General features: G+C 72.1%; 11 protein-coding genes. 2 read left to right on the top strand and 9 right to left on the bottom strand.

Going from position 1 to position 12,984, the window contains the following annotated elements; all coding sequences use genetic code 11:
* Positions 1-22: 22 nt before the first annotated feature.
* From AC5L38_RS17180 to AC5L38_RS17170, 3 genes are all read right to left on the bottom strand, one after another.
* Positions 23-694, bottom strand: coding sequence for an ABC transporter permease (locus tag AC5L38_RS17180; RefSeq protein ID WP_495243802.1), 672 nt, complete (start codon positions 692-694; stop codon positions 23-25).
* A 67-nt stretch (positions 695-761) separates the two neighbouring features.
* The gene (locus tag AC5L38_RS17175) at positions 762-1,424 is read right to left on the bottom strand and encodes an ABC transporter permease (protein WP_495243801.1); all 663 of its coding nucleotides are present in this window, start codon (positions 1,422-1,424) and stop codon (positions 762-764) included.
* The gene (locus AC5L38_RS17170; protein ID WP_495243800.1) at positions 1,417-2,679 is read right to left on the bottom strand and encodes an ABC transporter ATP-binding protein; all 1,263 of its coding nucleotides are present in this window, start codon (positions 2,677-2,679) and stop codon (positions 1,417-1,419) included. Before AC5L38_RS17170 ends, AC5L38_RS17175 begins: the two co-directional genes overlap by 8 nt.
* A gap of 301 nt (positions 2,680-2,980) precedes the next feature.
* On the opposite strand from AC5L38_RS17170, the gene AC5L38_RS17165 reads away from it, so the two are divergent.
* Positions 2,981-5,107, top strand: coding sequence for a hypothetical protein (locus tag AC5L38_RS17165; RefSeq protein WP_495243799.1), 2,127 nt, complete (start codon positions 2,981-2,983; stop codon positions 5,105-5,107).
* A 31-nt stretch (positions 5,108-5,138) separates the two neighbouring features.
* Here AC5L38_RS17165 and AC5L38_RS17160 read toward each other — a convergent pair whose 3' ends face one another.
* Positions 5,139-6,122: a helix-turn-helix domain-containing protein gene (locus AC5L38_RS17160; RefSeq protein ID WP_495243798.1), complete on the bottom strand. Its 984-nt coding sequence runs from the start codon at positions 6,120-6,122 to the stop codon at positions 5,139-5,141.
* Between the two features lie 483 nt (positions 6,123-6,605).
* Between AC5L38_RS17160 and AC5L38_RS17155 the strand changes: the two genes are divergently transcribed.
* Positions 6,606-7,685 carry a glycoside hydrolase family 19 protein gene (locus tag AC5L38_RS17155; protein WP_495243797.1) on the top strand — a complete coding sequence of 360 codons (1,080 nt, stop codon included), beginning with the start codon at positions 6,606-6,608 and terminating at the stop codon, positions 7,683-7,685.
* A 201-nt stretch (positions 7,686-7,886) separates the two neighbouring features.
* Here AC5L38_RS17155 and AC5L38_RS17150 read toward each other — a convergent pair whose 3' ends face one another.
* Genes AC5L38_RS17150 through AC5L38_RS17130 form a run of 5 tightly spaced genes read right to left on the bottom strand, consistent with a single transcriptional unit; the run spans position 7,887 to position 12,954 of the window.
* The gene (locus AC5L38_RS17150; RefSeq protein ID WP_389915091.1) at positions 7,887-9,059 is read right to left on the bottom strand and encodes a lipid-transfer protein; all 1,173 of its coding nucleotides are present in this window, start codon (positions 9,057-9,059) and stop codon (positions 7,887-7,889) included.
* A 60-nt stretch (positions 9,060-9,119) separates the two neighbouring features.
* The gene (locus tag AC5L38_RS17145; RefSeq protein ID WP_495243796.1) at positions 9,120-9,530 is read right to left on the bottom strand and encodes a MaoC/PaaZ C-terminal domain-containing protein; all 411 of its coding nucleotides are present in this window, start codon (positions 9,528-9,530) and stop codon (positions 9,120-9,122) included.
* On the bottom strand, positions 9,531-10,709 hold the full coding sequence (locus AC5L38_RS17140) for a bifunctional MaoC family dehydratase N-terminal/OB-fold nucleic acid binding domain-containing protein (RefSeq protein ID WP_495243795.1): 1,179 nt from the start codon (positions 10,707-10,709) through the stop codon (positions 9,531-9,533).
* Positions 10,706-11,860 carry an acyl-CoA dehydrogenase family protein gene (locus AC5L38_RS17135; RefSeq protein WP_495243794.1) on the bottom strand — a complete coding sequence of 385 codons (1,155 nt, stop codon included), beginning with the start codon at positions 11,858-11,860 and terminating at the stop codon, positions 10,706-10,708. The genes AC5L38_RS17140 and AC5L38_RS17135 overlap by 4 nt, the downstream gene beginning before the upstream one ends.
* Positions 11,860-12,954, bottom strand: coding sequence for an acyl-CoA dehydrogenase family protein (locus AC5L38_RS17130; RefSeq protein ID WP_495243793.1), 1,095 nt, complete (start codon positions 12,952-12,954; stop codon positions 11,860-11,862). The genes AC5L38_RS17135 and AC5L38_RS17130 overlap by 1 nt, the downstream gene beginning before the upstream one ends.
* Between the last annotated feature and the right edge of the window lie 30 nt (positions 12,955-12,984).

Genomic DNA, 12,984 nt, shown 5'->3' with positions numbered 1-12,984 from the left:
CCAAAACGGGGGGTAAAGAAGACTATCTGATGGTCTGGCGCTCGCTCACCCCCGGGGAGACCGTTACGCGCTGCACCAGAGTGAACCCGAGCTGGACGATGAGCGCCAGCAGTGCTACGAGGACCGCCCCGCCGATCGTGCTCGGGAAGTTCTTGGTCGCGAGACCGTCGATGATGAAACGGCCGAGGCCGCCCAAGCCTACGTAGGCGGCCACGGTCGCGGTCGCCACCACCTGGATCGCCGCCAGGCGCAGGCCCAGCAGGATCAGCGGCAGCGCGACCGGCACCAGCACCCGCCCGAGGACCTGCCCGCCCTTCAGGCCCATGCCGTACGCGGCGTCGCGCAGGTCGGGGTCGACCCCCCGGATGCCCTCGTACGTATTGACCAAAATGGGCGGCACGGCCAGCGCCACCAGCGGGATGAGCACCGGCAGGATGGTCCCGACGCCCATGAACAGGACGATGAGCACCAGCAGGCCGAGCGTCGGCAGGGCGCGGGCCGCGTTGGCGGTGAGGATGACGAGCGTCGCGCCCCTGCCGGTGTGGCCGATCAGCAGCCCCAGCGGGAGCGCGATCAGCATCGCGAGGAGCAGCGAGAGCCCGGCGAACTCCAGGTGTTCGAGCAGCCGGTTGGGGATCCCGTCGGGTCCCGACCAGTTGGCCGGGTCGCCGAAGAAGTCGATCAGCCAGTTCACACGGCCTCCTTTGCCCGCGACCCGATCAGCCACGCCACGCGAACGGCCGGAGACCCGCTCAGCCGGTTCACGCGGACCCCCTTGCCCGTGACCACGGGGTGAGCAGGCGTTGCGCCAGGATCAGCAGCAGGTCGGCGATCCCCGCGAGCACCACGACCAGCACGATGCCGACGACGATCGGGGTGTAGAACTGCCGCTGCCAGCCGTCGATGAACAGGTAGCCGAGCCCGCCCCTGCCCACCAGCGCGCCGACGCTGACCAGGCTGACGCTGGCGACCGTGGCCACCCTGAGCCCGGCCAGCACGACCGGTACCGCGATCGGCAGCTCAACCTGGAGCAGCCTGCGCAGCGGGGTGAAGCCCATGGCCACCGCGGACTGGCGCACGTGGTCGGGGACCGAGCTCAGCCCGTCGACGACCGCGGGGATCAGCACCGCCATGGCGTAGAAGGTGAGCGGGACCATGACGGTCGTCCGCGTGGCGAGGCCGGTGATCGGGATGAGCACGATGAAGACGGCCAGCGAGGGCAGCGAGTAGATCACGTTCATCACGCCGACGGTCGGCTGGTAGAGCCAGCGCCACCGCACCCCGGCCAGTCCGAGCGGGAGCGCGATGAGCAGCCCGATGAGGACCGGCACCAGCGCCATCACGATGTGGTCCTCGAGCAGGCCCTGGATCGTGGGCCAGTTGCGCCCGATCCAGTCCCAGCGGACCAGCGGCTCCTCATCCATTGGCGCCTCCCGCCGGGCCGTCGGTGCTCTCCGCGGCCCCGTCGGCGCCCGCCGAGCCACCGGCACTCCCGGCGCTGGTGGCACTCCCGGCGCCCCCGGTGCCTCCCGCGGAACCGGCGGCACCTCCCGCGAGTTCGTCGCCGCCCCGCGCCGGTCCGCCGACGCTTCCCGCGACCCTGGTCAGCGCCTCGTCCAGCGCCTCGCGGGTGGCGACGCCCACGGCCTTGCCCGACCTGTCCACCGCGACGGCGTGGCCCGACGGGGACAGCAGCGTCGCGTCCAGCGCGGCGCGCAGCGAGTCGTGCCCGCTGACGAAGGTCCCGTACGGCGCGAGCTCCACGTCGGCGAGGGTGCCCTGCTCGGGCAGGTCCTTGACCGCGGCCCAGCCCAGCGGCCGGCCGCCCTCGTCCGTCACGGCCAGCCACGGCTCTCCGGTGGAGCGCGCCGCGGCGGCGCCGGTGGAGGCGGGCACGAGCAGGTCGGTACGGAGCCGCACCCCCTCGTCCGAGACGAACGACAGCCGCCGGATGCCCCGGTCGCGGCCGAGGAACTCGCGGACGAAGTCGTCGGCGGGCCGGGCCAGCAGCGTCGCGGGGTCGTCGAGCTGGGCCAGGCGGCCCCCCACGCGGAGCACGGCCACCCGGTCGCCGAGCTTGACGGCCTCGTCGATGTCGTGGGTGACGAACACGATGGTCTTGTTCAGCTCGGCCTGGAGCCGCAGGAGCTCCTCCTGCAGGCTCGTACGGACGATCGGGTCGACCGCGCTGAACGGCTCGTCCATCAGCAGCACGGGCGGGTCGGCGGCGAGCGCGCGGGCCACGCCGACGCGCTGTTGCTGCCCGCCGGAGAGCTGGAAGGGATAGCGGTCGGCCATCTTGAGGTCGAGCCCGACCCGTTCGAGCAGCTCCATCGCCCGGTCGCGCGCCTTCTTCCTGTCCCAGCCGAGCAGCAGGGGCACCGTCGCCACGTTGTCGACGATCTTGCGGTGCGGGAAGAGCCCCGCCTGCTGGATGACGTAGCCGATGCCCCGGCGCAGGGTCGGCGGGTCGATGGTCTTGACGTCGACGCCGTCCAGGAGGATCTGGCCCTCCGAGGCGTCGATCATTCTGTTGATCATGCGGAGGGACGTCGTCTTACCGCATCCCGAGGGACCGACGAAGACGGTGATCTCCCCGGTCGGCACCTCAAGGTTCAGGTTGTCCACGGCGACGGTCCCGTCGGCGTAGCGCTTGGTGACACCGTTGAATGTGATCATGCGCAACCTCTTGTTTTCGCAGGGTTACGGCTCCCCTGCCCCAACCGTCCCCATGATCCCGCACGGGTCAGCCTATGCCCCACTTCTCCGATCTGTCTTCCAGGCTTTCCCGAACCAGCCCCGAAGCAGATCCACAAGTGTATTTCTCAACAAAAGGGCATTGAGTAGTGCGGGAGGTGCCCATGACTTGACATGATTACCCACATCGCCGGAGTCAATCCCTCCAGCACCGTACGTCACAGGCCTCACGGCCGCTCCGCCCCTCCACCCCGCTCGCCGAACCACCAGAGGAACCGGTCCCGTGACCCAACCGCTCCTCGGTCAGCGCTCGCGCGTCGAACTCATCGCCGAGCTCTATGACCGCCACGCAGCAGGGCTGTTCGCCTACTCCCACGACCAGCTGGGCAACGCGGACTCGGCCTCCGACGTCCTGGTGGCCGTCCTCTCGGGCGTCTCGGACACCGAACCGCCGCGCGCCGCGCTGTACGCGCTCGCCCGCCGCGAGATCTTCCTGCGCGACATCGTCTACTCGCCCCCCGGCATCGGGCTCGACCCGGCCGCGGCCCTCGTCGAGCGCGTCCTGGGTGACCTGCGCACCCACCAGCGCGAGGTGCTGTACCTGTCGGGCGTGTGCGAGATGGACGCCTCCGAGCTGTCCTGGGTGCTCGACGTGGCCGTCGACACCGCCGACGAGCTGACGGTGAGCGCCTGCCGCCGTTTCGCCCAGTCGCTGGGCTACGCCCTGGCCGCGGCCAGGGTTCCCGAGAACATGACGGAGGTGTTCGGCGCCCTCGCCGTCGCCCCGGTCCGCGACGTGCTCAACCTCGCCCCCTGGGCCGTCCCCCCGGCGGGGCTGCGCGCCGCCGTGCTCGGGCCCCAGGCGCCGCCCGCCGTTCCCGCCGCCAGGCGGTCGACGTCCCCGCTGTTCAGGCAGCTGTGGCCGACGACGCCCGCGTGGCCGCTGCCGCTCGCGGAGACCGGCGTCCCGGCCGGTCCGCCGACCGGCCCCCCGACGGGCGCCCCGGCCTTCCCCGTGCCGGACGACCACATGGCGGACGACCGGTTCCCCGACCCCTTCGCGCCGCGGGATCCCGACGCCGTCTCCACCCACGAGGCCACCACGCAGCCGATGCCCAGGCTCGGCGACTCGGTGCTCACCGCCCTGGACACCGCGGCCCTGCGGCCTCGCCGCCGCCTCCAGCGTCCCCGGCCGCGCCGGGCGACGTCGCTGCCCGCTCCGATCCCCGGGGACGTGCTGGACGACGCCCCCGGGCGGGAAGACCTCTTCCGCCCGCTCAGCCCGGAGGCGCGGGCGGCCCGCGTCTACACCGACAGGCTCGTCGCCGCCGCCCCCCGCACCGAGGCCCCGCCCGCCGACCGCACCGCGCCCCCGGCCGACGAGACGCCGCAGGCCCCGGCCGCGGCGACGCCGGGAAGTGCGGCCCCCGCCGCCGAGCCCCTCCGCCCCCCGCTCACCGGCGTCCCGCCCCTCGGGAGCCCGGAGAACCTCGGGAACCCGGGGAACCCCGGGAACCTCGGTGACGTGCTGGACGACGGCCACGGGGACGTGCTGGGCGACGGTCCCGGCGACGCGCCGGCCGCCCCGCGTCCCCTTCCCGGCTGGCCCCTGCAGACCGACCAGCTCGACGCCCTCGCCGACCGCGAGCGCCACCGCCCCACCCGTGCTCCCTCTCGCGTACGAGGGGCCGGGCGGCACGCGTCCACCACCGGCGACCGCCCCCGGCTCACACTCCCCGTCTGGGCCCCGCGGGCGGAGAACCCCGCGCCGCGGACGGAGAACCCCGCGCCCCCGGCGGAGCGCGCCGAACCCCCGCGCCCCGCCCCGGCCCCCCGGGCCGCCGATCCCGGCCGACCCTCCGCCGTCGACTGGTTCGCGGACGCCGCCCCCTCCGACGCCCCACCTCGGGAGACCCCGACCGCCCTTCCCGTCTGGTCCCCCCGGACCGACCACCTCCGCACCCCGGCCGGTCGCGCCCAGTTGCGCCTGCCCCGCTGGGTCATGCGCGAGGACGAGCCCGACGACGCCCCCCGGACCGCGCCGCCGAACCACACCCTGACGCCGTACGACACGCCGCGGGACGACGCGGACACCGTCCCGGGGAACGGGTTCCCGGCGATACCCCCGCTGCCCCCGGCGCCCCCGGCCTCCGAGCCGTCCGGGTCGAGCGGGCCGGCCGGGTCGGCCAGGTCTGCCGCCCCTCCGGCCCTCGGGGGGACCGGTGCGGTGCTCTCCCCCTCCGGCCGGAGCGCGTCCCGCGGGCGCGGGGACGACAAGGCGCCGCGCAGTCACAAGGTGATCAAGGACGCGACCCACCACGACTGGGCCTGGGAGCTGATCGGCTTCGTCATCGCGGTGACGATCGCCATGATCGTCTTCTTCGCGGTACCGATGATGACCACCCCGTAGGCCCCGGAGCCCCTCCGGGGCGGCCGGGCGCTCAGAGCCAGTGTTCGGTGGCGACGCGCCAGGCCAGCTGCATTCGGGTCTGGGCGCCGGCGAGTTCCATGATGTTCGAGACGCGCCGCTGCACGGTCCGCTGGCTGATGCCCAGCTGGGTGGCGATCGACTTGTCCGGTACGCCCGCGACCAGCAGCGAGACCAGGTAGAGGTCGTCGGAACCGAGCGGGCAGGGTGTCGTCCCCTCGGTGAGGGCGCCGTCCTCGGCGATCCGCAGCGGCGTCGCCCGCTCCCAGCAGCCCTCGAAGAGGGCGATGAGCGCCTCCAGCAGCTGGCCGCCGCGGACCAGCGCCGCCGTCGGCTCGGAGATCCCCGCCTCCTGCACCAGCGGGATCACGGCGACCTCCCGGTCGACGATCGTCAGTCGCACCGGCAGGCAGGGCACGGCCCTGGCCTGCTCGCCCAGCTTGACCCCGTACGCCACGTTGGCCTGCATGCCCGGCTCCTCCAGCAGGGTCCTCTCGTAGACCACCCGGTACTCGACCCCGCGGCGCAGCGCGTCCGGCTCGGCGAGGTTCTCCTCGGCGGGCAGCGCGATCGCGCGGCTCCGGCACAGGGAGAGGACCTCGCGGCGGGCGTTCTCCTGGAGGTGGTCGAGACGCTCCCGCAGCACGCCGCGGTTCGGCAGGACCTCGACCAGCCGCCCGGCGTCGCGGCGGCGGGCGTTGTCCCGGTACTCCTCGGAGAGCCGGTCCACCTCGCGCCGGGCCCAGTCGAGCGCCTGCTGGCGGCGGAGGAGCTGCGAGCCCAGCACGATGTCCGGGGCCACGACCGTGAACCGCCGCCTGCCGGGACCGACCGTCCTGATCAACCCTCTGACCCGCATGGATATCAGCACCGTCTCGGCCGTCTCGGCGTCGATACCCAGCTTGCCGATGAGGTCGGTGACCTCCGCCTCCGCGGTGGTGACCAGGAACCGGTAGACGCGCTCCTCCACGGGATCGAGCCCGAGGGAATCCAACATGACGCACATGATGACATCCAAAACGCCCACAAAAGTTACATTCACTGTCTAACCGGACTTATAACGCCAGTGTGAATTAACCAGACGTGGGTCATATCGGACGCGGAACGCACCTGTCCACAACAGCGGGAATCCAGGGTCATCGGGGTTGTGAAGGCGTTCTGTCAAGGCTAGTATCACGGCAACTCTTAGGAAACTTTCTTAAGAGAAAGTTAAGGCGGGAGCCCTCGCGGCCCCCGGGCAACCGTCCGATCCGACCAGGAGCTGCGCGAACCTCGACGACGCGGGCCGTCATTTCCCGGAAGTCCGACCGTCCGGACATTCCACACCGGTCCCGCGTCCCCGAATGGCGCCGGTAACGCGGAGCCATCCTCCCTTACTCGCCCTGACTGGTTCTGCAAGCTTCCCGCGCGAGCCACTCGCGTCCCGGTCGCACGGAAATCTCGAACCTCTGCGGCCCCCACCGCACGAAGGAGTGATCAAGTGTTGAGACAGCGCATCATGGCCGCCCTCGCCGCCCTGGCGGTCACGGGCGTGCTGGCGGTCGCCCTGCCGGCGGCCTCCGCGTCCACCGCGTCCACTACCGCCGTCGCGGCCGCCTGCGTGACCCCGTGGAACTCCTCGGCGGTCTACACCGGCGGCATGACCGCCTCCCACAACGGCCGCAACTGGTCGGCGAAGTGGTGGACCCAGAACGAGGTCCCCGGCACCGTCGACGTGTGGGCGGACCAGGGCTCCTGCGGCGGCGGCACGACGCCTCCCCCGAGCAACTGCAACCACCCGAACTGGGCGGCGGGCACCTGGTACCCGGCCGGGAGCATCGTCAAGTACACCAACGGCCAGTACTACCGCGCCAAGAACGAGAACCCCGGCTACGACCCGGTGATCAGCACCTGGTACTGGGAGCCGTACACCTGCGGCGGCACGACGCCTCCCCCCACCGGCGGTTTCGTCGTGAGCGAGGCGCAGTTCAACCAGATGTTCCCGAGCCGGAACTCGTTCTACACCTACAGCGGCCTGACCGCGGCGCTGAGCGCCTACCCGGGCTTCGCGAAGACCGGCAGTGACACCGTCAGGAGGCAGGAGGCCGCCGCCTTCCTCGCCAACGTCAACCACGAGACCGGCGGCCTGGTCCACGTCGTGGAGCAGAACACCGCGAACTACCCGCACTACTGCGACACGAGCCAGTCGTACGGCTGCCCCGCGGGCCAGGCGGCCTACTACGGGCGCGGTCCGATCCAGCTGAGCTGGAACTTCAACTACAAGGCCGCGGGCGACGCGCTCGGCATCAACCTGCTCGGCAACCCCTACCTGGTCCAGAACGACGCGGCGGTGGCCTGGAAGACCGCCCTGTGGTACTGGAACACCCAGAACGGCCCCGGCACGATGACCCCGCACAACGCGATGGTCAACAGCCGTGGCTTCGGCGAGACGATCCGCAGCATCAACGGCAGCCTGGAGTGCAACGGCAGGAACCCCGCGCAGGTGCAGAGCCGGATCAACGCCTACCAGCGCTTCGTGCAGATCCTCGGCACCACCCCCGGCGGCAACCTGAGCTGCTGAGCCACAGCCCCACCACAGCTCCACCGAGGAGCCGCCGAAAGACCGGACGGCGCCCCTCACCCGACGGCCGTCGCACGCCCCGCCTCCGCGCCGGGCACGCGGCGGCCGTCGGGACGTCTCGCGGATTCGCGCGCCCGGCGGGACGTCCCGCCGGGCGCGCGAATCCGCGAACCCGCATAAGCGCCCCCGCAGGACGCCCGCTCACTCCGACGACAGGACCAGGCCGCTGGTCGGCACCCCCGTGCCGGCGGTGACCAGCACGTTCCGTACCCCGGCCACCTGGTTGGCCGAGGTGCCCCTGATCTGCCTGACGGCCTCGGCGATGCCGTTCATGCCGTGGATGTACGCCTCCCCCAGCTGGCCGCCGTGCGGGTTGACCGGGAGACGGCCGTCGATCTCGATGCCGCCGTCGGCCACGTAGTCGCGGGCCTCGCCGCGCCCGCAGAAGCCCAGCTCCTCCAGCTGGGTGAGGACGAACGGGGTGAAGTGGTCGTACAGGATGGCCGTCTGCACGTCCGAGGGGCCGAGGCCCGACTGCTTCCACAGCTGGCGGCCGACCACCCCCATCTCCGGCAGGCCGGTCATGTCGTCGCGGTAGTAGCTGGTCATCATCATCTGGTCGGCGCCCGACCCCTGGGCGGCGGCGGTGATCACGGCGGGTGACCTGCGCAGGTCCCTCGCCCGCTCGGCGGAGGTGACCACGAGCGCCACCGCGCCGTCGCTCTCCTGGCAGCAGTCGAGCAGGTGCAGCGGCTCCGCGATCCACTTGGACGCCTGGTGCTCCTCCAGGGTGATCGGGCGGCCGTGGAACCACGCGGCCGGGTTGGTGGAGGCGTGCCTGCGCATGGCGACCGCCACCCGGCCGAAGTCCTCGGAGGTGGCGCCGTAGGTGTGCATGTAGCGCCGGGCGAACATGGCGACCCAGGCTGCGGGGGTCATCAGCCCGTACGGGACGTGCCAGCTCATCTCCAGGCCCTGGGACGAGGGCTCGCCGCCGATGCGGGCGTCGGGCTGGCCGAACCTGTTGCCCGAGCGCTCGTTGAACGCCCGGTAGCAGACGACGGTCTCGGCGACCCCGGTGGCGACGGCCATCGCCGCGTGCAGCACGGTCCCGCACGCGGCGCCGCCGCCGTAGTGGACGCGGGAGAAGAACGACAGGTCGCCGATGCCCACCTCGCGGGCCACGGCGATCTCCTGGTTGGCGTCCTGGGTGTAGGTGACGAGACCGTCGACGTCCGAGGGCGCGAGACCCGCGTCGTCGAGCGCCGCGAACACCGCCTCGGCCGCGAGCTGGAGCTCGGACCTGCCCGACTGCTTGGAGAACTCGGTCGCGCCGATGCCGGCGACGACCGTACTCCCGGAGAAGGAGACCACGGTGGTGAGGGCCTTTCTGTGTTCCGGTGTTCCCGCCTTCTCCCGGCCGCTGGGGCGCGGTCAGCGGGAGGGGAGGGCGAACCTGACGGTGCCCGAGACGTGGTCGCCGAGGCTGACCCCGCCCCGGACCTCGACGGTGAACTCGCCGTCCTCGCAGGCGACCACGCTGCCGGTGAAGGCCAGCCTGTCGCCCGCGTACGCGGGGACGCCGAGCTTGACGTTGATGCCACGGATGATCGCCTCGGGTCCGGCCCAGTCGGTGACGTAGCGCTCGACGAGACCCATGGTGGTCAGGATGTTGAGGAAGATGTCCTTCGACCCCTGCGCCCTCGCGCCCTCGACGTCGTGGTGGACGGGGGTGAAGTCCATGGTCGCGAGCGCGGTCGACACGACCACGGTGGGGCTCAGGTCGACCGCGAGCTCAGGAAGCGGAGCTCCGACCCGCACCTCGTCGTCGGTAAGTGTCCGCATTCACGCCTCCCGGGGGACCCACATGGGCAGGATCAGCTCGTCGTCCATCTGGCGGTACGTCAGGCGCACCGGCATACCGATACCCACCCGTGAAGCGTCGCAGTCCACCACGTTGCCCACGATCCGCGCGCCTTCCGGCAGTTCCACCACGGCGACCACGAAAGGCGTCCGAAGCCCCGGAATCGGCGGGTTGTGGTGGACGACGTAGCTGTAGACCTCACCCTCGCCGCTCACCGCCACGAACGTGCGGGCGGCCGAGCGGCACGAGGGGCAGACCGGCCCCGGCGGATGACGGAGCTCGCCGCAGTCGGCGCACTTCTGTATCCGCAGCTCACCCGCCGCGACCCCCTCCCAGAAGAAGGCGGTGTCGGCGTTGACGGCGGGTCTCAGCGGGTACGGCGTGCGCGGTGACGCGTCCTCCCGCGCCACGGGCGCATCCTGAACGAGCGCATCCTGAACGGGCGCGCTCCGAGCGGGCGCGTCCTGGGCGGGCGGGGGCTCGGAGGGGGCCTGCCGCGCGGGGGCGAGCCCGTTCCCGCTCGCCGCGGCCCCGTTCCCGCCGGGCGTGGCCGCGTTCTCCCCGGGCGTGGCCGCGCCCGGCTCCCCCGCCCGCTCCCTGGGCAGGAACTTCAGCACCCGGAACAGCATCTCGGCCACGGCCTCGCCGCCGGCGTACCAGGTGATGTTCCAGGTGACGAAGTAGCCCTCACCCAGCGCGGTCCGCTTCGGCCCGGTGATGCCGGTCAACCGGGTGGCCGGGACCAGGGACTCGCCGAGCCTCACGTAGCGGTGGTAGGTCTGCTCGCAGTTGGTGGCGACCACGCCGGTGTAGCCGTTGCCGTCCAGCATCGCGAGCACCGGGTCGATCGGCGTGCCCGGCCGCTTCCTCCTGGACCCGTCCACGCCGGGCATCGTCCAGACCTGGATCATCGCCGGTGGCGCCACGATCCCCCCGTGCACCCCGGCGGCGGCGGCCTCGGGGTCGGTGTAGAGCGGGTTCGTGTCGCCCATGGCGTCGGTCCAGTGCCGGATCATCGGGATGTTCACCGGGTCCGCCTCCGCGACGCCGAGCACCTCGCCCACGGCGATCTGCCGCTCGGCCAGGGCTGTGAGCCGCTCGTGCAGGGAGCCGGACTCGGATGCCGGGGTGGTCGGGTCCGTGGAAGGGGTCTCGGTCATCGGGGCGGCCTCGGCAGGCTCAGGCCGAGCATGGCGATGAGCTCGCGCTGGACCTCGTTGACCCCGCCTCCGAAGGTGAGCACCAGTCCCCCCTTGGCGCCGCGGTCGACGCGCTCCATCAGGTCGGCGGTGTCCGGGTCCGACGGGTCGCCGAAGCGAGCCAGGACCTCGCCGACGATCCTGCCGACGTCCTGCAGCCGCTCGGAGCCGTACACCTTGGTGGCCGAGGCGTCGGGGGCGCCCAGCCAGCCGAGGTCCATGTTGGCGGCGACCTGCCAGTTCAGCAGCTCGTTGGTCCGGAAGTAGGCGTAGACCTGGCCGAGCGCCCTGCGTACCGCGGGCTCCTCGACCGTGCCGGTGCGGCGGGCCCAGGCCAGGAACCGGTCGTAGGTGTGGGCGAGGTTGCCCGCCGGGCCGAGCGTGACCCGCTCGTGGTTGAGCTGGTTGACGATGAGGTCCCAGCCCTTGTTCTCCTCCCCCACGACCATGTCCACCGGCACCCGTACGTCGGAGTAGTAGGTGGAGTTGGTGTGGTGGCGCCCGTCCATCGTCGTGATCGGGGTCCACGAGTAGCCGGGGTCGGCACAGTCGACGATCATCATCGTGATCCCGCGGTGCTTCTTCGCGTCCGGGTCGGTGCGGGCGGCGAGCCAGATGTACTGGGAGTAGTGGCCGCCCGAGGTGAAGATCTTCTGCCCGTTGACGACGTAGTGGTCGCCGTCGCGGATCGCGGTGGTGCGCAGGGCCGCCAGGTCGGTGCCCGCCCCCGGCTCGCTGTAGCCGATCGCGAAGTGGCAGTCCCCGGCCAGGATGCGCGGCAGGAAGAACTCCTTCTGCGCCGCCGTCCCGTACTGCATGAGGGTCGGGCCGACGGTCTGCACGGTGATGATCGGGTAAGGCACCTCGGCGCGGGCGATCTCGTTGGCGAAGATCTGCTGCTCCAGCGGGCCGTACCCGCCGCCGCCGTACTCCTTGGGCCAGCCGAGCCCGAGCTTGCCGTCGCGGCCCAGGGTGCGGCAGTGCTCCATGTAGGCGTCGCCGAACGGGTCGGTGGAGATCCGCGCGCGGTCCTCGGCGGTGAGACATGACCGGAAGTACTCGCGCAGCTCGTCGCGGAGCCTCTTCTGGTCGGGAGTCAGGTCGATCAGCATCAGACGAGCGCTCCGATCGTGTCGAGCCGGGCTTCCACCCCGCCCAGCAGGTGGGCGTGGTGCTTGCCCCAGGCGAAGTAGCGGTGCAGCGGGTAGGTCACGTCCACCCCGATCCCGCCGTGCAGGTGCTGGCAGGTGTAGAGCGCCCGCAGCGCCTGGTCGGTCGCGGTCAGGGCTCCGACGGCCAGGTCCGCCTCGGCCTCCTCGTCCGCCCCCTCGGCCAGCCGCCACGCCCCGGACCACACGGCCACGTCCAGGGACCGCCCGGCGATGTAGACGTCGGCGATCTGCACGGTGACCGCCTGGAACTCCGCCAGCGCCCGGCCGAACTGCTTTCGCGTCCTGATGTACTCGGTGGTGAGCGCCAGCGCCCCGGCCAGCACGCCGGAGGTGACGGCGATGTTCCCGGCCAGCGCCAGCCTCCGCAGACCGTCGGCCGCCTTGCCGTCCTCGGCCCCGACGAGCTCGCCGGGGGTGCCCGCCAGGGTGAGCGCGGCGGCCGGCTCCCCGGTGGAGGTCGGCACCGGCCGCGAGCCCGCCTCGGCGGGGTCCACCAGGAACAGGCCGACCCCGGTGGCGGTGGCGGCGGTGACCAGGACCTTCGCCGCCTGGGCGGCGTAGGGCGTCGTGCCCTTGGCGCCGTCCAGCACCCACCCGGCACCCTCCCGCCTGGCGGTCGTGGCCGGCGGGGCGGCGAAGTCGCCGAAGTCACTGCCCGGCTCGGAGGTGGCGGCGGCCAGCGAGATCTCGCCGTCGGCCAGCGGGGCCAGTGCCTCGCGCTGCTCAGGGGAGCCGTACCTGGTGATCACCTGCGCCGCGACCAGGCTCTGCTCGGCGGGTACGGGGGCCACGTGGGCGCCGATCTCCCGCAGGACGACCGCCATCTCCACCGGTCCGAGTCCCGCGCCCCCGGCCTCCTCGGGCAGGGTGGCGCCGAGCAGCCCGGCCCCGGCGAGGGAGCGCCACAGGGCCGCGTCGTAGGGCGCGCCGCTCTTCTCGTGGGCTTCGAGCCTGGTCGAGGTCACCTCCTTGCCGAGGAGGTCGACCGCGAGTTTGCGCAGGTCGGTCTGTGTCTCGTCGAGATTGAAGTCCACTGGCGCTCCAGGGTTTCTGTCGGCCGCTTC

The sequence above is a fragment of the Streptosporangium nanhuense genome (genome assembly GCF_059358815.1).
Note: the sequence above shows the minus strand (reverse complement) of the source record. Positions and strands in the feature narration are given on the sequence as shown.